Source organism: Enterococcus sp. OL5, assembly GCF_006491895.1.
Lineage (GTDB): Bacteria > Bacillota > Bacilli > Lactobacillales > Enterococcaceae > Enterococcus_D > Enterococcus_D innesii.
Genome location: NZ_VHIL01000024.1, coordinates 1 through 19,569 on the forward strand (window position 1 = coordinate 1; position 19,569 = coordinate 19,569).

Annotated in this window: 17 protein-coding genes, 1 other RNA gene and 2 pseudogenes; 7 read left to right on the forward strand and 13 right to left on the reverse strand. The window is 43.7% G+C overall.

All coding sequences use genetic code 11. The annotated features are described in order from the left end of the window. Positions 1 to 488: 488 nt before the first annotated feature. Positions 489 to 851 (reverse strand): hypothetical protein, encoded by a 363-nt coding sequence (locus FJU10_RS17795; RefSeq protein ID WP_034871858.1) that lies wholly within the window; start codon positions 849 to 851, stop codon positions 489 to 491. A gap of 67 nt (positions 852 to 918) precedes the next feature. Beyond that, positions 919 to 1,299 carry a CvfD/Ygs/GSP13 family RNA-binding post-transcriptional regulator gene (locus tag FJU10_RS17800; protein WP_008378090.1) on the reverse strand — a complete coding sequence of 127 codons (381 nt, stop codon included), beginning with the start codon at positions 1,297 to 1,299 and terminating at the stop codon, positions 919 to 921. A gap of 93 nt (positions 1,300 to 1,392) precedes the next feature. Here FJU10_RS17800 and FJU10_RS17805 point away from each other — a divergent pair, with 93 nt between their 5' ends. Then, on the forward strand, positions 1,393 to 2,574 hold the full coding sequence (locus tag FJU10_RS17805; protein WP_081119056.1) for a MalY/PatB family protein: 1,182 nt from the start codon (positions 1,393 to 1,395) through the stop codon (positions 2,572 to 2,574). 89 nt (positions 2,575 to 2,663) lie between these two features. On the opposite strand, the gene FJU10_RS17810 is transcribed toward FJU10_RS17805, so the two are convergent. Then, positions 2,664 to 3,251, reverse strand: coding sequence for a peptidylprolyl isomerase (locus tag FJU10_RS17810; protein ID WP_005227659.1), 588 nt, complete (start codon positions 3,249 to 3,251; stop codon positions 2,664 to 2,666). 140 nt (positions 3,252 to 3,391) lie between these two features. Here FJU10_RS17810 and FJU10_RS17815 point away from each other — a divergent pair, with 140 nt between their 5' ends. From FJU10_RS17815 to FJU10_RS17825, 3 genes are all read left to right on the forward strand, one after another. Continuing rightward, positions 3,392 to 4,369, forward strand: a complete 978-nt coding sequence (locus FJU10_RS17815) for an NAD(P)/FAD-dependent oxidoreductase (RefSeq protein ID WP_140966587.1) — start codon at positions 3,392 to 3,394, stop codon at positions 4,367 to 4,369. A gap of 5 nt (positions 4,370 to 4,374) precedes the next feature. Further along, positions 4,375 to 4,980, forward strand: coding sequence for a bis(5'-nucleosyl)-tetraphosphatase (symmetrical) YqeK (yqeK, locus tag FJU10_RS17820; RefSeq protein ID WP_140966588.1), 606 nt, complete (start codon positions 4,375 to 4,377; stop codon positions 4,978 to 4,980). Between the two features lie 124 nt (positions 4,981 to 5,104). Further along, complete coding sequence (locus tag FJU10_RS17825) at positions 5,105 to 5,614, forward strand: phosphatidylglycerophosphatase A (RefSeq protein WP_005227653.1); 510 nt, start codon at positions 5,105 to 5,107, stop codon at positions 5,612 to 5,614. A 55-nt stretch (positions 5,615 to 5,669) separates the two neighbouring features. Here the strand turns inward: FJU10_RS17825 and FJU10_RS17830 are convergent, their stop codons facing one another. The 10 genes and pseudogenes from FJU10_RS17830 to FJU10_RS17875 form a co-directional block, all read right to left on the reverse strand. Then, positions 5,670 to 6,308 (reverse strand): TIGR01906 family membrane protein, encoded by a 639-nt coding sequence (locus FJU10_RS17830; protein ID WP_074536563.1) that lies wholly within the window; start codon positions 6,306 to 6,308, stop codon positions 5,670 to 5,672. Next, entirely contained in the window at positions 6,305 to 7,075 is a 771-nt protein-coding gene (locus FJU10_RS17835) for a TIGR01457 family HAD-type hydrolase (RefSeq protein WP_140966589.1), read from the reverse strand. Before FJU10_RS17835 ends, FJU10_RS17830 begins: the two co-directional genes overlap by 4 nt. Position 7,076: 1 nt before the next feature. Beyond that, a complete protein-coding gene (locus FJU10_RS17840; RefSeq protein ID WP_015509029.1) occupies positions 7,077 to 7,697 on the reverse strand; it encodes a YutD family protein in 621 nt (206 codons plus the stop codon). Between the two features lie 90 nt (positions 7,698 to 7,787). Then, a pseudogene (locus tag FJU10_RS17845) lies at positions 7,788 to 9,169 on the reverse strand (bifunctional metallophosphatase/5'-nucleotidase). A gap of 698 nt (positions 9,170 to 9,867) precedes the next feature. After that, positions 9,868 to 9,952: signal recognition particle sRNA small type (gene ffs, locus FJU10_RS17850), an RNA gene on the reverse strand. Between the two features lie 30 nt (positions 9,953 to 9,982). Further along, positions 9,983 to 10,489 carry a tRNA adenosine(34) deaminase TadA gene (tadA, locus tag FJU10_RS17855; RefSeq protein WP_081119050.1) on the reverse strand — a complete coding sequence of 169 codons (507 nt, stop codon included), beginning with the start codon at positions 10,487 to 10,489 and terminating at the stop codon, positions 9,983 to 9,985. Positions 10,490 to 10,620: 131 nt separating this feature from the next. Continuing rightward, positions 10,621 to 10,956 carry a hypothetical protein gene (locus FJU10_RS17860; RefSeq protein WP_005227636.1) on the reverse strand — a complete coding sequence of 112 codons (336 nt, stop codon included), beginning with the start codon at positions 10,954 to 10,956 and terminating at the stop codon, positions 10,621 to 10,623. A 68-nt stretch (positions 10,957 to 11,024) separates the two neighbouring features. After that, entirely contained in the window at positions 11,025 to 12,392 is a 1,368-nt protein-coding gene (locus FJU10_RS17865) for an RsmB/NOP family class I SAM-dependent RNA methyltransferase (RefSeq protein WP_140966590.1), read from the reverse strand. A 139-nt stretch (positions 12,393 to 12,531) separates the two neighbouring features. Then, a complete protein-coding gene (locus FJU10_RS17870) occupies positions 12,532 to 13,167 on the reverse strand; it encodes a YczE/YyaS/YitT family protein (RefSeq protein WP_010748831.1) in 636 nt (211 codons plus the stop codon). A 205-nt stretch (positions 13,168 to 13,372) separates the two neighbouring features. Continuing rightward, the gene (locus FJU10_RS17875; protein WP_140966598.1) at positions 13,373 to 14,176 is read right to left on the reverse strand and encodes a MerR family transcriptional regulator; all 804 of its coding nucleotides are present in this window, start codon (positions 14,174 to 14,176) and stop codon (positions 13,373 to 13,375) included. Positions 14,177 to 14,282: 106 nt separating this feature from the next. Here FJU10_RS17875 and FJU10_RS17880 point away from each other — a divergent pair, with 106 nt between their 5' ends. The 3 genes and pseudogenes from FJU10_RS17880 (at position 14,283) to FJU10_RS17890 (ending at position 19,500) form a co-directional block, all read left to right on the forward strand. Further along, entirely contained in the window at positions 14,283 to 16,016 is a 1,734-nt protein-coding gene (locus FJU10_RS17880; RefSeq protein WP_140966591.1) for an ABC transporter ATP-binding protein, read from the forward strand. Further along, positions 16,009 to 17,792, forward strand: a pseudogene (locus FJU10_RS17885) (ABC transporter ATP-binding protein). The gene FJU10_RS17880 and the pseudogene FJU10_RS17885 overlap by 8 nt, the downstream one beginning before the upstream one ends. A 205-nt stretch (positions 17,793 to 17,997) precedes the next feature. Further along, the gene (locus FJU10_RS17890) at positions 17,998 to 19,500 is read left to right on the forward strand and encodes a helix-turn-helix domain-containing protein (protein ID WP_140966592.1); all 1,503 of its coding nucleotides are present in this window, start codon (positions 17,998 to 18,000) and stop codon (positions 19,498 to 19,500) included. Positions 19,501 to 19,569: the final 69 nt, after the last annotated feature.

Genomic DNA, 19,569 nt, shown 5'->3' on the forward strand with positions numbered 1-19,569 from the left:
AATAAATTGAAACGTCCTACACATTGGTTCGTTTGCTTGCTTTGTTCAGTTTTCAAAGGTCTACCGTGCTGTGTTAGCAACTTTTATATCATATCAGAGTGACATTTGATTGTCAACTCTTTTTTAAAAGTTTTTTTCGCTCGTTGTTTTTCAACTTCGTAGCGGCTGTCTCAGCGACTTAATTAGAATAACAAATGATTTGTTATTTGTCAACAACTTTTTTTAATTAATTTTGTTGATGTATCAACATCGATTAACTGTTTTAAAATTGCGACTTCGTTATAATATCATCTGTTTCATTTTTGGTCAAGTCTTTTTTTGAAGTTTTTTCAAAATCATTTTTGACCCGCTGACTCAATTGCCAACGTTGACTAATTTACCATTCTTCTTGACTCAGGTCAAGGAAATATTTCATTTTATTTACAAAAAGTTTTCAATAAAAAAAGACCGTCATAACGGTCTTCAGTCTTTTCACTAGTATACAGGTGCTAAAAGAACGGAACGCCTTCAATCTTATAGTCTTCGATGATCTTACGAAAGATATTGGGCTCTTCCCACGCATACCCTTCTGGCAGCTGTTGCGTTTGTCCTGCTTCTTGTGTTTCAAAAACAAATAAAGGAATGTTTTGCGTATCAATGTTGCCATTTGTGAGTTCAACGAGTTCGATCGCTGTCACATCAAGGTGGATACGGTCTTTAAACAATTGTAAGATCGTAGCCAAGCCGGTTTTATCTTCAGAAAAATCCGTTGACGCTAATTCCGCAGTGCCTTCGTGTATTTGCATCAAAAATCGTTTCGAACCATTTGCTAAGTGCATCATAACTGTACCCGCTACTTTTTTGGATCCCAAAATACCCACCTCAGTTATTCATCTGTTTGTAAACTAATTTTAGCACATTTTCAGAAAATATGCACGATTATCTGTTGCTGTTTTCTTTTTCTAACATTTCTTTAGCTTCTTTCACCCACACTGGTAAAGCTTCTCCAACCGTACGGAAACCAATCCGCTTATTCTTATTTGTAAAGTAGCGTTTACGCTTAAAGGGTGGCTGAACAAAACTTGTTTCCAATGTACGGCGGGACAAACTGATCTTTTGGCTGTATTCGTCAATATCAATGATTTGTACACGGATTTTTTGGCCGATCTGTAAGACTTCATGGATATTTTTAGTAAACCCGGATTGGATCTCTGAAACATGGATCAAGCCTTGCGTTTCTTTATCTAACGAAACAAATGCACCATAGGGTTGAATCCCAGTGACTGTTCCTTCTATAATGTTCCCGATTTGATAATTCATAGTCTTTCCTCTCTTTTCCACTTTCATTATACTTGAACTAGTGGTAGATTTGAAGCATCAGAAACAACGTTACACAATATAGGAGGGAAACGCATGATCAATTTTGACAAAGTCCATCCCCGCTTAAACACCAATAGCGTTAAATGGGACACCATTGCAAAAACCTACAAGGAAGAAAACCTGCTGCCACTTTGGGTAGCGGATATGGATTTTCTGGCACCAGAACCTGTGAAAAAAGCGTTAGAAAAAGCAGTTGCCCAAGGGATCTATGGCTATTCCATCGTTCCTGATTCGCTGCTTGATTCCATCATCGATTGGCAGCAAAGACGTCATGGCTATACCATCAATAAAGAAGCGATTCTTTTTAATAGCGGTGTCGTCCCTAGTATTGCCCTGGCGATCCAAAGTTACACCCAAGAAGGAGATGCCGTACTGATCCACGATCCGGTCTACCATCCCTTTGCCCAGGTTGTCAAAAACAATCAGCGTACCTTAATTCAAGAACCGTTACTGGAAAAAGATGGCCACTTCGTCATCGATTTTGAGGCGATGGAACAAACCATCATCGAAAAGAAGGTAAAATTGTTTCTTCTATGTAATCCTCATAATCCTGGCGGTCGCGTGTGGTCAAAAGAAGAACTGCTGACGATCGGCCGTATTTGTCAAAAGCACCAGGTGGTCGTTGTCAGTGATGAGATCCATCAAGACATCGTTTTTGCGCCAAATCACTTTGTCTCTTTCCAAACAGTCGAGCCAAGCTTTGCCGATTTTTCGATCATTTTGACTTCAGCAACCAAGACTTTTAATTTAGCTGGGATCAAAAATTCGATGGTATTTATCAAAGACCAAACCTTACGCAGCCAATTTGCAAAAACACAGGAACGTAACGTTCAAGGGGAAATCAATACGTTTGGTTTGGTCGCTACTGAAGCAGCGTATCGTGAATCTGAAGCATGGTTAGAAGAACTATTGTCCTACTTAGAAGCAAATCGCACCTTTGTCTGCGACTTTTTGACTGAACAACTCCCAGCAGTGACGTTTCAAAAGCCCGAAGGTACTTATTTGATCTGGCTGGATTTTTCTGCCTATGGCCTAACGGATAATCAGCTACAAAGAAAACTGATTAAAGAAGCCAATGTCGTATTGAATCAAGGAAATATCTTTGGTCCCCACGGCAGTCACCATATGCGGCTGAACTTTGCCTGTCCTAAAGAGCTATTAGAAAAAGCACTCAATCAAATCGCCGCTGCGTTTAAAGACCAACCGATCGGTTAACTCTTTCTTATGAAAAAAAGAACCCTAAAGCTTCCATTTCAACGATCTCCTTGAGGATGGCCGTTGAAACTGCTTTGGGCTCTTTTGTTTTATTCGCTGATTTCGATCGTTTCGATCACTACATCATGCACTGGACGATCTTGTGGTCCCCGTTGCACGCCAGCGATTTCATCAACGACTGACATTCCTTCGATCACATGACCGAAGACTGTGTGACGGAAATCTAACCAAGGAGTACCACCTGCTTGATACGCTTCGATGATTTCAGCTGGATAACCAGCACCTTCTAATTGACCTAACATGTTGCTAGGAACATTTTGGTTGTTTACGATGAAAAACTGGCTGCCGTTAGTATTCGGACCAGCGTTTGCCATGGATAAAGCGCCACGAAGATTGAACAATTCTTTTGAAAATTCATCTTCAAAGCTGCCGCCATAGATGCTTTCGCCTCCCATTCCTGTACCAGTTGGATCGCCACCTTGAATCATAAAATCAGGAATGACACGGTGGAAGATGATCCCATCGTAATACCCTTTTTTCGCTAATTCAACGAAGTTTTTGACTGTTTTTGGTGCCAATTCTGGGAACAATTGTACAACTACATCCCCACGATTGGTTTTGATGACTGCTTTATGGCCAGTTTGTTTTTCTAATGCTAACTGTGGAAATTCAGACACATTAACTCCTCCTTCTCTCTCATAAATCCATGATAGCAGAAAATTGAAAAAATGCTAGTTTGGATAATTTTTGCTATAATGAAGCTATTCGTACAACACGAACATGCTTCACCCCAACGTGGTTAGAAAAGAGGAATAACATGGATATTTTTGATATAACGATTATCGGCGCCGGACCTAGCGGGATGTTTTCTGCTTTCTATGCCGGCATGCGTAACGCCAAAACTAAGATTATCGACAGCTTGCCGCAATTAGGCGGTCAGCTTGCTACTTTATACCCAGAAAAATACATCTACGATATCCCAGGTTATCCGAAAATCAAAGCGGGCGATCTTGTCCAAAACCTGGAAAAACAGTTGACGACCTTCAATCACCAATATTGTTTAGAAGAAACCGTCTTGTCGGTCGAAAAACAAGAAGACTATATCGAAGTCACTACCGACAAAGGAATCCATTACTCAAAAGCCGTGATTTTGGCTTTAGGAAACGGCTCCTTCCAGCCGCGCAAACTGACTTTGCCAGAAAGCGAGCGGTTTGAAGGATACGGCTTAGACTATTTTGTCACCGATTTGATGAAGTATGCCGGACGCAAAGTAGCGATCGCCGGTGGCGGCGATTCTGCCATCGATTGGGCATTGATGCTGGAGCCGATCACTAGTGAAGTCTACTTGATCCATCGCCGTCCTGAATTTCGTGCTCATGAACATAGCGTCAGCAAATTACAAGCTTCTGCCGTCAACATTCTGACTCCTTATGTGATTCAAGAGCTCCAAGGAGAGCAACGTTTGACTGGTGTCTCGTTGCAGCAAGTCAAGGGTGATGAAACGGTCAGCCTTTCATTGGATGCTTTGATCGTCAATTACGGTTTTTCTTCCACATTGAACATCAAGGATTGGGGCATGAAAAGCAGCCGCCAAGGAGTCTTCGTCTCTTCAGATATGAGCACGTCTGTTCCTGGGATCTATGGCTGTGGGGATGTCGTTTTATACGATGGAAAAGTCGACCTGATCGCTACTGGTTTCGGGGAAGCCCCAACTGCGGTGAACAATGCACTCCATTACATTGATCCCAAAACGCGGACGCAACCCGCCCACAGTACGAGTCTTTTTAAGGAGTAGCTGAGATGAAACAAGTTGGTCTTGCCACCTATACTCTCCCTTTACAGGGGAAGACCCTCACTGAGCAAATGGTTCAGTATCTGGAAGCCTTCGATCATGCCGAAACGGCGGGCCACAATCTAGCCGTTGCCCAAGAAGCCAAAGGATTGGCAGAACGGTTTCAAGTCAACGCGGAGAAAGCTTACTTGTCAGGACTGCTGCACGATGTCAGCGTCGTCATCCCTAATGACCAGCGAATCGCCTTGCAGATAGCGGTAGGCGAACCGATCTTAGACGCGGAGCGGCAAGCACCTTTTTTGCTGCATCAGCAGCAATCCGCTTTGTTGGCAAAAACGGTTTTTCAGGTGTCTGACCCAGAGATTCTGTCCGCCATCAGCTGTCATACCACCTTAAAGGCCCAATATAGTCGTCTCGATCTGATCGTTTTTTTAGCCGACAAAATCAAATGGGATCGCAAAGATCAAGCACCTTTCTTAACCGGTTTATTAGAGCGCCTCGATGATTCCTTGGAATCTGCCGCTAGATATTATATGGACTGGCTCTTTGCCGGTGACTTAGTGGTCCCCCATCCTTGGGCAGTGGCAGCCAAAGCAAAATTAGCAAACACCTAAATGTCAGAAGGGACTAAACCCAAACGGCATGGGCTGCAACTGGAATAGGGCACAACTTATGATTGCAATCCATCAGTCGCATGTTGACTTTTGAATAAACTATTTTTACATGGAGGGGAACTATATGGTATTAGAAAGCAAAACACTTGAAGACAAAGCAAGAGAATTGTTGGCCGACCGCGGTGTCTCACTGCAAGACATCGGCGAATTGGTGATGTTTTTGCAAAAAGACTACATTGAAGGCATCACCTTGGAGATGTGTATCGAAAGCGTCAACGCTGTCTTAAGCAAGCGGGAAGTCCACAACACGATTTTAACGGGTGTTCAGTTAGATATTTTGGCAGAAGAAAATCAACTGCTGCATCCACTGCAAGAAATCGTCAAAGAAGACGAAGGGCTTTATGGGATCGATGAGATCCTCGCACTATCCATCGTCAACGTGTATGGCTCCATCGGCTTTACTAACTACGGATACATTGATAAAGTCAAACCAGGCATTTTGAAAGAACTGAACAAGCACGACGGTCCCCGCGTTCACACCTTTTTAGATGATATCGTAGGTGCCATCGCCGCTTCTGCCGCAAGTCGCTTAGCCCATCAACACCCAAGTAAATCTCATTACATTACGCAATAAAAAAAGACCAACGATTCACCTCTCTCAAAGGAAGTGGATCGTTGATCTTTTTTCATTACGCTGTTTTTTTCAAGCCTCGTTTCCCCCACCAATAGAAGGCAAAAAAGAAGACTTCAATCAAGACGAAAAAGAGAATAAAGCAATGCATGAAAAACGTTTCTGGCAGCACGTTGATGATCGGATCGGTGGCTGGATTAAAGAGCCAATCGTCGTTACTGAAGAAAATCTCATGGAACGTAACGAAAAAGCGGTCAAAGCCGACAGCCATCAAAAACCCGAAAATCAGCGGCAAAATCATCCCCCATTGAAAGGGACGAATCAAGCGCCATTGCTGTTGTTTTTGCCGTAACCGATTGACGAACCAGATACTCGGCAGCACCGTGACGATCATCACAGCATAATTTAATAGAAACAACTGCTTCACATCGTAAAAATGCCCAGCGCCAGCTTCAGACATTGGAAAATCGGGCAAGGCGAGCGTACTTGCAAAGGGATTGTTTAGAAAATCTAACAATAAGCCATAGTTCTTCAACAACTCTTCTCTTGTTAGCGAGGTATAATCCAGCAGATTCAAGTGATCGACATCAAACCAATATAACGGTCGAAAATTGATCGTTAGGGTGATCGCTAGACTGACCAAAAACAAAAACAAGCAGACAAATCCTAAGCGTTCAAGCCACACTTGTTTTTTCATTGTTCAAAATCCCACTCATCTAAAGAATCAACCACATAGGTTGGTGCTACTGGTAATGTCGGAACTGCCGCTTTCGGGGTAAAGCCAGATAATACGAGCAAAGAATCGATCCCGTTTTGGATCCCCGAGCGAATATCCGTTTCATAATTGTCCCCCACCATCAAGACCTCTTCTTTTGATAAGCCGATGTGTGCCACCGCTTTTTCCATAATGATGGCTTCTGGTTTGCCAATAAAAATCGGTTGCGTTTGGGTGGCAGTCTCCACCATTGCAATCAGTGAACCCGCACCTGGCAACAAGCCTCTTTCCGTCGGGATATTTTTGTCGGGATTGGTCCCGATAAAGGTAGCTCCTTTTTGGATCGCTAACGTTGCTAAAACAAATTTTTCATAGGTCACGTGGTTGTCTAAACCAACCACGACATAATCCGGATTGGTTTCTTCCCACTCAAACCCAGCAGCTAAGATCAAATCGATCAACCCCGCTTCGCCGATCACAAACACTTTGCGGCCTTTGCCATGTTCTTTCATAAAATCGATCGTTGCCAAGCTTGCGGTATAAATCGTTTCTGGTGCCACATGGATCGAAAATTCATCCGCCAATCGCTGCGCCACGACTTCGGGACTGCGGGTCGTATTATTGGTCACAAATAAATAGGGCAGTCCTTTTTTTTGTAAGGACTCTACGAAGCGTTTCCCAGCAGGGATCGGCTCTTTTCCTAAGTAAATCGTACCGTCTAAATCAATCAAATAGCCTTTATATTTCATCTTATTCTTCCCTTTGTCGAATCGTAAACTCTTTTTTGCCTTTTTTCACCGTAGTTGTTTCGGTTTTTTTGACGTTCTTTTCTTTTGGTTTACGATTTTTGATCGTTGGTTTGCTTTTTTTCTGCGGTACTGTGTCACGCTTTTCTTCTATATGGGCGTTTTGTTGTGTATTTTGATTTTGATTGTTTTGGGTTGGCTTTTTCTTGCGTCGGCGGGAGGTACTTTTTTCTTTCTTGCCGCCAACTCGTTGGATCACAAAATAGGCACAACCGAAGTTGCAATACTCATACAAATAATCTTCCAGCATGTCAATACGCTGATCGGGTAATGCTTTGCGGTTATCTTTTTCAAAAAAGCCTTTCAAACGCAGCTGCTCATAACCCCAATCCCCTACGATATAGTCATAACGTGCCAACACTTCACTGTAACGCTCGCCAAGCTTTTCTGGATTGAAGCCTTCACGATAATCCATGACCAGTTTGTATTGTCGATTGCCAATCATTAATTCTTCATCATTTAACAAAGTCACCAACTCGCCTTTTTGCGGTTGTTTCGCTGGTTCTTCAATAATTTCTTCTAGTACAGATGTCATTTCATCTGTGATCGTTTGTTTTTCGGTCATTTTTTCACCACCTGCTGTTTATTATACCTTGTTTTATTCCCCAATGATAGTCGCGGTTTTCTCGCAAAAACCAGCTGGAGAAGTGACGAACTACTGAATGGGGTATTTCTGACTCAGGTAATCTCCGACCACTGTGCGAATAAAGTCTGGAAAAAGAAACTCAACGGTTCCAGCAATCTCGATCGTCGGGAAAAACGGAATAAACAAGTAGTGATCCACAAGGGTCAACGTGTAGCTTTGAGCAGGATCGACGGGCTCTTGTTTCCACAATACTTGGTGGTTTTTTTCATCAAAGCGGATGCCTTCATAAACCAGTTCACCAAAAATCTTCCCTCGAAAACCCATTCCCATAATTGGGAAATTGCGCAAAAAGTTGCGATTTTTTCCATCTCTAAGATCAATCGAATGACATCCGCGCCTTGCAACGTCACCCGAATCAAATGCATCGGATGGGGCAAAATCGTGTGCAGCTGATCTTGATCAACCCGTCCTTGCGGCAAATCATCTAAAAATAGCCCCGTATTTAAGATGGCGGCATCCGTTTGTCCTTTGGCACATAATGCCAAAAGCGCCTCCCGAACCAAGGAATGTTGACTTTGCCAATCCCTCGTAAAAGCTGCTGGAATTTCTGCCACCTGATTTGCCCGCAACAAGCGATGACCGATCGATAGATATTCGGCGATCTCTTCCTCATCTTTCGGAAAAGCCACCAACGAATCGGTCGGAATCACACGTGCGCGATGCTTGATTGGGCGGTGGTGATCATCTAAGACCACTTCGACTTCGCCAATGTTAAAACCAAACTTGCCAGCTGCGCCAATTTGGACCCCATTGATGACTTCGCCCTTTTCAAACAAATGGTGCGTGTGGGAACCTAAAATAACATCTAACTCTGGAAAGTCCCTCGCAATCTGGCGGTCAGCATTGATGCCTAGATGGCTCATCAAGACCAGCAAATCGACCTCGGGGCGCAAATGCTGCACCAATGAAGGCAAAATCTCCAAGGGTTCGCGAATGTCCCAACCGTTGGGGGCATATGTCAGCGGAAAAGGTGCCGTAAAAGCGATCAAGCCGATTTTGGCGCCTTGATTGCTTTCCATGATTTTGTATTCTTGTGCCCATTTGGGTGGACGCAAATCCTGTTTATCAAATAAATTGCCTAAAATGACAGGAAATTCTGCTTGGTCATATAGATGCTGCAAGACCTCTTTGGGATTGCCGACTCCCTCATTGTTCCCAATCGTCACCGCATCGTAATGTCCTTGATTCATCAAATCGACATTCGCCTTGCCGTCAGTTGCTTCTGTCAAAGGATGCCAGCGATCGACAAAGTCGCCTAAGTCGACCGCGATCACTGTCTCTTCGGTCGTATCCGCTTCTCGTTTTCTTTGATCCAAATAACGCCGCATCTTCGGCCAATGTTCTAGGTGGGAATGCAGATCGTTGGTATGGATAATCGTAATTTTCTCCATTGTGCGCCTCTTTTCAAATACGTCGCCTGAAATCACTATCCGTTTCTCTTGGCATCAAGGATTGCCAGCAGAAAGACGACGGAAGTCTCTACAAAATAAGCATAGCATAAAATCTCTGGGAAACCATTGGAATGCTTGGAAAAGAATGGTGACTTTTTATAAAAAAGAAACAGTTGCAGTGACAGTTGTTCAAAAGAAAAAATCACTTTTCTGACTGTAAAAAGGAAAGCGATTTTTTCTGATTAATTTGGGGAAGTTCTATCGATAACACGGCCACGGCAATTCGTTGAAGCGAAAATGAAGAGTTCTTGAAACGAAGATTCTATCGAATACCGAGAGGAGGTAATTCATGTTTCAGTTCGTCAGAACTACTGATTCTTTGAGAGCAAAAAAAAGATATTCTCTATCATCATTCACCCCTATGATATGTACCATTATTAGTTTTTGAGAGTATAAAAATCGCCAACGGAAAAGTTATCAGAGTAAGGTTCTCAACAGGAATAAAGCCTTTGTATCAAAAATACAACTTACCCCTCTAAGAGCTGCTATCGATTGCCTAAATTTAAAGCAGAATACAATTAGAACAGCCCTTGGTTTCACAAAGAATTTAAAAAATAAAAAAACCTAAGACAGTCTGTCTCAGGTTTGAATGGTCATCGATTCATTTAGTACTACTGCTTTCTTCAAAACAAGCAGTTTTTCAATCAGACACATGGAGAATCCTGCTTAGTGCTGCTTCCTTCCGGATCTGACACGCTTCACAAGACCTCCATTGTCCTAGCCTTTCGGCAAAACTTAGTATAACGTATTTCGTTAGAGATTGCCAGCCTTTTTTTGTTTTTTCTTTTCTCGTAATGCTCGGAAAAAATCTGTTAGCAGCTGTCCACATGCTTCTTCTAAAATGCCGCCTTCCACATAGGACCAATGGTTGAAGCGCTCATCTTCCAATAGATTCATCAATGTACCGGCAGTGCCGCCTTTGGGATCGTAGGCACCAAAATACACTTCTTCCACCCGTGCCAATAACATTGCTCCACTGCACATCGGGCATGGTTCCAAGGTCACAAACAGCTGCGCTTGTTCTAAGCGCCAACTTCCGACCGTGCGACAGGCTTCTTCGATCGCAAACATCTCCGCATGCGCTGCGGCTTGTTGCTGCGTTTCTCGTAGATTGTGCCCACGACCAATGACTTTGCCATCCAAGACGACAACAGCACCGATCGGTACTTCTGCCAAACCTTCTGCTTTTCGGGCTTCTTTGATTGCTTCTTCCATAAAAAAGGCTTTTTCCTCGGCAGTCAAGGTACTTGTTTTTTCCACGACTTCTCTTTCACTCCTCTACCTCGCACCATTGCGTGCATTTCCTTGTTAGTATAACGAAAAACGCTCAGAAAGACGAGAAAAACTCGCAAAGACCGATGTCCCTGCGAGTTTCAAATGGAATGATTGGCTTAAAAGACGGAATCAACAAAGCTCGTCAACTTGTCTTTGACATGTTCTGTCGAATCTTTGATGTTGTCTCCGTAAACAGAGATTTTGTTGCGGCCCTCATTGACTTTTTTCATCACACCTAACAACGAATCCAATTCATTGTCAGACAAGCCGTCTACGACATCCAGCAATTTTTCATTGCCGTTGAATTTGTCATCGACAAATTTCTTTACTTTGTGTCGGTTGCAAGCGAAGCGTACTTTATTGAATACTTTGTCTGATACAACGACGGCAGTAGTGATCCCAGCGATTGCTGCAATGCTTAATCCAATCGTTACTTTTGATGATGTTTTCATATCGATCAGCTCCCTTATTTTGCTACTTCCATCATAGCACGAGGACTGAAATAAAAACACTATTTCGTTTAAATCGCTTTGAATCTTAATCCTTTAGGAAAGAAGTTTTTCACGGTTCCTTGGACTTGTTTTCCAAAACCGACGGGGATCTCATCGACTGTCAAAATCACCCACCCAGCATTTCCTGGCACACTCAAGGTTTCACCTGCCACATACTGCTGCCATTGCGGCAAAGTGATCGGCACTGTCGGTGCCCCTTCTTCTGCATGGATCGCCAATGCCAACGCATAACTTGGCTCGATCCGATTCTTCTTAACGACGCCGACATGCAAACCTGGGCGCATAAACTTGATCCCTTTTAAAGAAGGCATTTCTTCAGGAACGAGCCAGAGGTTTTCACCTAGCAGCTGTGGCGTCGCATTCAGTGCCTGTAAAAAAGGAAAATCCTTGCGAAAGGCTTGCCACAACTTTTGAGTCGCTGCATCTAATGGGCTCTTAGCTGTCGCTCCTTTGCCTTTTTTCTTCTTTTTCACTGGCGCTGCTTCTGCTTGGGAGGTCAATTTCGCAGCGAAATGACCTTCTCCTTGGTTTAAATGCGGCCATAAGCGGATGGTTTTCTCGATCCCAGGTGCCTCTCCCCACTCGCTGCGCCCATGAGATACATTGTCCAAGTCGATCGCTTCGATCGCGAAGGGATACTCCTCCATTAACCAAGCCATCATCGCTTCGTTTTCTTCTGGGGCAAAGGTACAGGTGGAATAGATCAGCTGGCCCCCCGGTTTTAGCATCGCAACGGCTTGTGCCAAAATGTCTTTTTGCCTGATCGCACACTGCTCAGGTGTATCTGCTTGCCATTCTTCTAAGGCGACGGGATCTTTACGAAACATCCCTTCACCAGAACATGGGGCGTCCACCACGATCTTGTCAAAAAACTGAGGAAAATGGCGGCTCAATTCTTGCGGCGCCTGATTGGTGACGACTACATTTGGAAAGCCCCAACGCTCCACATTTTCTGATAAGATTTTGGCACGCTTGGGGAAAATCTCATTTGCTACAAGCAGCCCTTTTCCTTGTAATTGGCTTGCCAGCTGCGTTGTTTTGCCCCCTGGTGCCGCACATAAATCTAAGACCCGCTCCCCTGGTTGAGCGGCTGCGATCGTTGCTACGATCATCGCACTAGGTTCTTGACTGTAGACATAGCCAGCTTGATGGATCAGCGAACGGCCTTTGACTTCGCCTATATAAGCCGCTTCTGCATAGGGGGCGGGTACAGCAGCTGGCCCATATTTTGCCAGCATCGCTTGTGCGTGCGGCTTAGCAATATTCAAGCGAAAGCCTTTGACTGGCTGATTATCGGTTAAAGCGGTAAAAAAAGCTGATGCTTCTTCTCCTAGCAACCGTTGGTATTTTTCAATAAATGGTGTTGGTAATTGCATACTTACCCCTCCTCGGCTTTTTTATTCTAGCGACTGAGAAGCAATTATGCAAGAATTCCTTGATCAAATGGCAAAAAAACTGCAGCTGAGTGAAGTGGGCGACTAAATCGCTTCGACTTCTCTTTGCTGCAGACCTTTTTTATTTAAAAATCGCTTTTTTAACACTGCTTTCGATGAATGGCTGAGAGACACGGTTGTCCCAGAATTTGATCAGTGGGCCTACTAAAAAGGCACTGATGAAGGTTCCGATCCCGATTGGTCCGCCTGTAAAGAGTCCAATCAAGGCAAAAGCAACGTCTTGAATCACCCGCACCACTCGATAATTAGCTTTCGTCTGATCGACGATGGTTGGGGCGATCGCGTCATAGGGGGCGCTGCCCAAATTCGCTGACATATAAAATGAAGCTCCGAAGGTAAAGAAGATGATCCCGATCAACAAGAACAAACCTTGCTGCCACCAATTATTCGGACCGACGGATAACCAATCAAAAACATTGGTATAAAAGTCGATGAAGAATCCTGTCAGCACCATATTGATGACCGTGCCGATACCGATATGGCGACGGCCAAAGATAAAAATCAATACTAGGACAGCGATATTGATCATCAATTGATAGACCCCAAGGGATAACCCTAGCAGCTCACCGACACCGATATTGGCTGCTGTGTATGGGTCTAGCCCCACTCCGCCGACCCGCAGCAATGCCGCCCCAAATCCTAAAATGGCGACACCAATCAACGCATACAGCGAGCGTAATCCTGTTTCTTTTTTCATTAAAATTTCTCCTTTTTTCTCATCTGTTCTTTCAAGTATAACGAGAAAAAAGGAAAATGGGAATTTCAACGCTTCACAGGGCCCTTTGTAGGGAAGGGATCTGCCTTAGTTATCTCCTTTGCTTCTATTGAAAAGCCAGTGGCAACAACCATTGTTATTAAGTATTTTGATTTTCGTTTCCTTCATACTAAGGTTGCACGTTCCACTACTCTGGCTTCACTGGAACCATCACTTCAAATATCTGCAAGTCTTTTTGTGTGGTAAAGACTTCATCTTGCCATAACAATTCCCAAACATCGCCATCGATCTTCAACTGCTTCTCTTTTAGAAAGGCTCGGATGCGGTGGGTAAAAGCGGCAATTTGTTCCTCTCCTTCACTGACAAACCCAGAAACATATGTACCAGCGGGACGGGTGATAATCAGCTTTTCCGGATAGAGATGTAGCCGATCTTGGGGAATCAAGATCAATGCCCGATAAGGAGATGCGTGAAAAGTCTGATCCTCCAACGTCGTTCCGGCACTTAAAAAGCCAATGGGGTAGCCACTGAAGGCATCTTTATAATCCACTAATGGATAAAAACGAGCGTACACTTGATAAGCAGATTCTGGATCATCGCCGGCGATCTCTTCAGAAACGATAAACGCCTCTGCTTTATGATGCGCTATCGTAAAGGTCTCAAAATCAGCTTCCTGTACTTTTTCATAGCGTTGAATATAGCGATCAAAAGTTCGTTCCAATTCTTGTAGCGCTGCGATTTTGTCACGGACTTCTCCTCGCCGTTCCACAAGTTCCTTTTGCGTGTATTCCGGGTTGCGGTTTTTCAAAAATTGGCGAATGTCTTGCAAGGGCATGTCTAAAGAACGCAACATCAAAATCACGTCTAACTCAAGGCATTGTTCAAAGCCGTAATAGCGATAGCCATTGTCACCTATTGAATGAGGTTTGAACAGATCGATCTGATCATAATAAATCAATGTACGCCGACTCACACCGGCATAAGCGGACATCTCACTGATGGTCAATTGTTTTTTCAAAAAAATTTCACTCCTTGCTTGACTGTAACGTAACGTTACAGTTTATTCTACCATAGAACGACATTTTTGGAGGGAAATCATGAAACAATTACAGTTATTTTATAAAGAAGAACGACGCTTCTTTTTCAGTTTATTTCTTTTGATGCTGGTCCAATCCTTCGGCACACTCCTGTTGCCGTATTTTTTGGCAAAAATCATTGATGAAGGGATCTTGAAAGTCGACACGACAGCCATTTGGCACAATGGCTGGTGGATGTTTGCCATTGCCATCGGCACCGTGATCGTCTCTGTAGGCGGTAGTTATTTATCTGCCCACCTTTCAGGAAAATTCGGGCACTTTTTGCGGATGCGCCTTTTCAAAAAAACACAGGAACTCTCTGTATCCGCTGTTGATGGCTATGGTACGCCCACTTTGCTGGCACGTACCACCAGCGACATCAACAACATCCAACAAATTTTGATGATGGCGCTGCAAATGATTTTGCCAGCCCCAATGATCGTCGCAGCTTCGATTTTTCTAACCAGCACCGTCTCTTTGCGGATGATTTGGGTCCCAATCGTAGCGATCCTATGTTTTTCAATGATCGCTTATGGAGTGATCCGCAAAGCGATCCCATTATCACAAATCACGCAAAAGCTAGTCGATAAAATGATGCGGATCTTACGAGAAACCTTTACCGGCGCTCGGGTGATTCGAGCATTCGACAAAGCAGCTTACGAAAAAGAACGGACAGATCGAACCTTGACGGAATATGCAAAAACCATGATCCAAGTCAATCGCCTCTTTGCTGTCTTGAATCCGACCGTCAATTTAGTAATGGGACTCTCGATTTCGACCATCCTTGTCTACGGCGGCTATCAAAGTCTGCAGGGCCATCTTGCTATTGGTAGTATTACTGCCATCATCGAATACACGATCCTGAGTCTTTGGTTTTTGACCATGGCAGCGATGGTGATCGTGATGGTACCTAAAGGCTTGACTTCCTTGCAACGGATCGAAGAAGTTTTAGAAGAACCAATTGATTTGATCGACGGTGACCAAACCTTGAACAAGGCCGCCGTGTCTGAAGCAATCGCCGCTTTCAATCAGGTGCAATTTACGTATGAAGGCGCCGAAGAACCTGTCTTAGAAGATATCAGCTTCGAGATCCACCGAGGCAAAACGACAGCGATCGTTGGCGGAACTGGCTCTGGCAAAAGCACCATCGCCAAAGCGCTGTTGCGTTTCAAAGATGTGACTGCTGGTTCGATCACACTTTTTGACCGTAACATCAAAGAGATCTCACAAGCCGAATTACGGGACCAAATTAGTTATGTCCCGCAAAAAGCGCTCTTGCTTAGCGGCACGATTCAAGAAACCCTGCGTTTCGGCAATCGTCCAGCAACCCATGAGGCGATGGCAAAAGCTGCTGAAGTTGCTCAAGCCAAGTCATTTATCGAAGGCTTGCCTGAAGGTTATGAAAGTCCAGTTGCTCAAAAAGGCAGCAATTTCTCTGGCGGTCAAAAGCAACGATTGAGTATTGCCCGAGCGCTGACAAAGCCCGCAGAAATCTACTTCTTTGACGACAGCTTTTCTGCTTTGGATTATCAAACAGACGCCAACTTGCGGCGTGCATTGAAAGAATACACGAAAGATGCCGCCGTCATTATCGTGGCTCAGCGGGTATCGACCGTCAAAAATGCCGATCAAATCATTGTTTTAGATAACGGCAAGATGGTCGGTAAAGGAACCCACGAAGAATTATTACACAATTGCCAAACTTATCAAGAGTTTGCCTCATCTCAAGGAATGGGAGGAATGAAGGATGAGTAAACAAACAATGGATACACCAAAAAACATGAAACATACAAGCCGACGTTTGCTGCGTTTGCTGATGGATCAAAAAGCCCGCTTTCTACTGATTATTGCTTCCGCCTTGTTCTTTTCCTTACTGATGTCCATCGCCCCTTTGATCTTGGGGCGTGGACTGGATAATCTGATTGCCTTGTTTCAACAAGAAGGCTGGCAGATCAATGATTTTTGGCAAAGTATTTTAGGCCCAGTCGTCCTATTAGCGGGAACGTGGCTTTTGATCAGTCTCTTTTCCTTGCTGCAAGAGTATACGATGGCCAGTGTCAGTGAAACCCTGGCCTTGACTTTACGTAAACAAATCAGTGACAAATTCAATCGCCTGCCTATCAGTTTTTACGACAAACATCATACTGGCGATATTTTAAGCCGAGTGATTCTCGATTTAGATAAAGTATCCGAAGTCTTGCAAGTCGGTTTGATGCAGTTGATCACGGCAACTATCAGCATTACCTTCGGCTTGATCGCCATGCTTTATCTCAGCCCATTCCTGACGATCGGTGTGGTCCTGATTTTGCTTTTGAGTGCTTTTGTGACTACCGTTCTCGCACGAAAAAACTTGAGCTACTTTACCAAAAACCAAGAAACATTAGGTGCTGTCAGCAGTCGTGCGGAAGAGTTTTATACCGCAAATCCGCTGATCAAATCCTACAACCAGCAAGTTGCCGTTGAAGCGGAAATGGCGGAATTGAGCGAAGCCCAATTTAAAGCCTTTCGAAAAGCACAGTTCGTCAGTGCAGCGATCAATCCTTTCGTGCGCTTTATCAATCAAATTGGCTTTATCTTAAGTGCCGTTGTTGGTGGTCTGATGGTGTTGCAAGGGCAATTATCCATTGGTCTCGTACAAGCCTATCTGCAATACATCAACCAAGTGTCTGAACCGATCACGCAAGCTTCTTATATTATGAATACCTTGCAAAGTGCCTTAGCATCTCTCGAACGAATTTTTGAGATCCTTGATTATCCTGAAGAAGAAACAGCGACCCAGCAACTGCCAGTTCCACAAACCATCAAAGGAAAAATCGATTTTCAACACGTCTCCTTTGGCTACAACAAGGAAAAACTCCTGATGGAAAACGTCGAATTTTCCGTCAAACCAAAACAAACGGTCGCGATCGTCGGACCAACAGGTGCTGGAAAAACTACCATGATCAATCTTTTGATGCGCTTTTATCCATTGAATGGTGGGAAGATCTTGCTGGACGATCAAGACATGATGTCCTTTTCGGCACCGGCAGTACGGAAAAAATTTGGTATGGTGCTGCAAGATACGTGGCTGTTCCAAGGAACCATCGCTGAAAATATCGCTTATGGCAATCCCGATGCCACTCGAGAAGACATCTTGGCTGCCGCCAAAGCCGCCCAATGCGACCACTTCGTGCGGACCCTGCCCAACGGTTATGATACCGTCATTGGCTCCGAAAGCGAACTGTCTCAAGGACAACAACAATTATTGACGATCGCCCGGCGATTTTAGCAGACCCAACGATCCTGATCCTTGATGAAGCCACCTCCAGTGTCGACACACGGACGGAACAAATGATCCAAACGGCGATGGATCGTTTGACCCAAGGACGAACCAGCTTTATCATCGCCCATCGTCTTTCTACCATCAAAAATGCCGACTTGATCTTAGTAATGAAAGACGGCTCTGTCGTCGAAAAAGGTTCCCATACAGAATTGCTGGCACAAGATTCACTTTACGCCCAACTATATAACAGCCAGTTTGCAACTGCTTGATGAAAAAAGGGACAATGCAACGATTTTGAAAACAAATCGCTGCACTGTCCCTTTTACTTATATTGCAAAATGAACTTCTGTTCATTCTCAAGAATCGCCCATGATAGGTCTCCAGAAAATCATTTCCCTTGCGTTGCTCCTACCAATATCTGATAATCAGACGTGAGAAACGATCCATCAAACAGACCATATGGGAGTGCTGATCATGAAAAATTTTCAAATGGCATTTATTACCTCTGCTACTACAAATCGCTGGTTGAAACTATTAAATCTTTTGGAACGACACAAGACCCTTTCCAATCGTGAGTTGTCAGAAGCTGTGCAGCGTTCTCGGCGCACGATCATTTATGATATTGAGGAGTTGAGGAGCTATTTTGGGGATACGATGATGATCGAGTCCACCCCGAATGGCTATTCTTTTCATGAAGTTCGGCCGAAAGAATACATTGAACTAAAACGAGCACTCCTTCAAAATGAGCCGTTATTCGCTATTCTCGAGCATCAATTTAAAGGAGAGTATCGGTCCGTTTCTGAATGGGCAGCGTATTTTTACGTTTCTGAAAGTTCACTTTTGCGCTATTTATCACTTTTTGAAAAAGCACTGGTTCCCTTTCAATTGTCAGTCGATCATAAAAATTTCCGCCTCATTGGATCAGAAACAGATATTCGCAAATTCTTTCATACCTTTTATTACGAGTCTGACGCTACCCCTCATACCGTTCGCCCAACGATTGCTGTCCAAAATATTGTCTTAGATTTTTTTCAAACGATTCGTGGTGAAACCAACAACACCTCTTCCTTTTGGTATATCAGTTATTGGTTGTATATTATCCTTGAACGCTATCAAGCTGGGGAATCCGTTGCTTTATCGGAAGATTTAAAAAGAATCGTCTTAGCAGATGAATTCTTCCAAGAGTTCCAACGTCTCAATCAGCGTATACAAACCACCTTCTCCTTAACTTTACCATTAGATGAGTTGGTCTATCTTTTTGCACTTGTGGCAAGCAACCGTGGCATAAAAAACTATCTTGCTGAGATTTCATTCGTCAACCGCTTTGATCATTGGCCTGAGTTAAAAGGGCTAACGACCCAGTTTTGCCAGCTCCAACAAATATCAGACCATGAAAAGACACGCGATTTCGTTTTTCTGCACTCTTTCTTCATTACAGAAAAAATCAAACAACTGATTTCTCCGACCTATAATCGAAGTATGGAAGAAATCACGGTCTACGCTCAAAATCAATACCCAGTGGAGTATGAGGAAAATAAACAGTTTCTTCTCAACCAGTCTATTTTTGCAACAGAAGCAATCAGCGCCCGTTTCACCTTATATTTTGAAGGCTTGAAGGAAAAGTATTGGGGCACGCCTAGACGGATCGCCTTTCTCTTAGAAGGTGATGCTTTGATCTGTCTTCATATTAATGCATTTGCTGTCAAATATTTTGGGCGCTACCATACACTGCATTTTCCTGATTCCTGTGAATTTTCTTTGGACTATGTTGAACGAAATAAGGTTGATCTTGTCGTAACGAATTACGCTGAATACCTTGAAGACTATCTGTTGGATGTCGAGTGCCTCCTAATCAAATCGATTCCAGATGCAGAAGACTGGAACAGTTTTTTGAAAACCATCAACCCAAAAATCATCCATAATTTTACTCTGCAAGATGTCAAAAAAATCGCACCTAGTAAATCAAAAAACGGCTAAGCATACTAAGACGACTGCCCTGAGTTAGTTTAAACAGCTAACTTATGGCAGTCGTTTAATATTTTTAAC

What these genes read in the sequence shown, in the direction of transcription:
- FJU10_RS17800 (WP_008378090.1), bottom strand. Translation starts at nt 1,299, where the DNA reads ATGAATTATCAAATCGGGAACATTATAGAAGGAACAGTCACTGGGATT.
- FJU10_RS17805 (WP_081119056.1), top strand. Translation starts at nt 1,393, where the DNA reads ATGATCAATTTTGACAAAGTCCATCCCCGCTTAAACACCAATAGCGTT.
- FJU10_RS17815 (WP_140966587.1), top strand. Translation starts at nt 3,392, where the DNA reads ATGGATATTTTTGATATAACGATTATCGGCGCCGGACCTAGCGGGATG.
- yqeK (WP_140966588.1), top strand. Translation starts at nt 4,375, where the DNA reads ATGAAACAAGTTGGTCTTGCCACCTATACTCTCCCTTTACAGGGGAAG.
- FJU10_RS17825 (WP_005227653.1), top strand. Translation starts at nt 5,105, where the DNA reads ATGGTATTAGAAAGCAAAACACTTGAAGACAAAGCAAGAGAATTGTTG.
- FJU10_RS17830 (WP_074536563.1), bottom strand. Translation starts at nt 6,308, where the DNA reads ATGAAAAAACAAGTGTGGCTTGAACGCTTAGGATTTGTCTGCTTGTTT.
- FJU10_RS17835 (WP_140966589.1), bottom strand. Translation starts at nt 7,075, where the DNA reads ATGAAATATAAAGGCTATTTGATTGATTTAGACGGTACGATTTACTTA.
- FJU10_RS17840 (WP_015509029.1), bottom strand. Translation starts at nt 7,697, where the DNA reads ATGACCGAAAAACAAACGATCACAGATGAAATGACATCTGTACTAGAA.
- FJU10_RS17860 (WP_005227636.1), bottom strand. Translation starts at nt 10,956, where the DNA reads ATGAAAACATCATCAAAAGTAACGATTGGATTAAGCATTGCAGCAATC.
- FJU10_RS17865 (WP_140966590.1), bottom strand. Translation starts at nt 12,392, where the DNA reads ATGCAATTACCAACACCATTTATTGAAAAATACCAACGGTTGCTAGGA.
- FJU10_RS17870 (WP_010748831.1), bottom strand. Translation starts at nt 13,167, where the DNA reads ATGAAAAAAGAAACAGGATTACGCTCGCTGTATGCGTTGATTGGTGTC.
- FJU10_RS17875 (WP_140966598.1), bottom strand. Translation starts at nt 14,176, where the DNA reads ATGTCCGCTTATGCCGGTGTGAGTCGGCGTACATTGATTTATTATGAT.
- FJU10_RS17880 (WP_140966591.1), top strand. Translation starts at nt 14,283, where the DNA reads ATGAAACAATTACAGTTATTTTATAAAGAAGAACGACGCTTCTTTTTC.
- FJU10_RS17890 (WP_140966592.1), top strand. Translation starts at nt 17,998, where the DNA reads ATGAAAAATTTTCAAATGGCATTTATTACCTCTGCTACTACAAATCGC.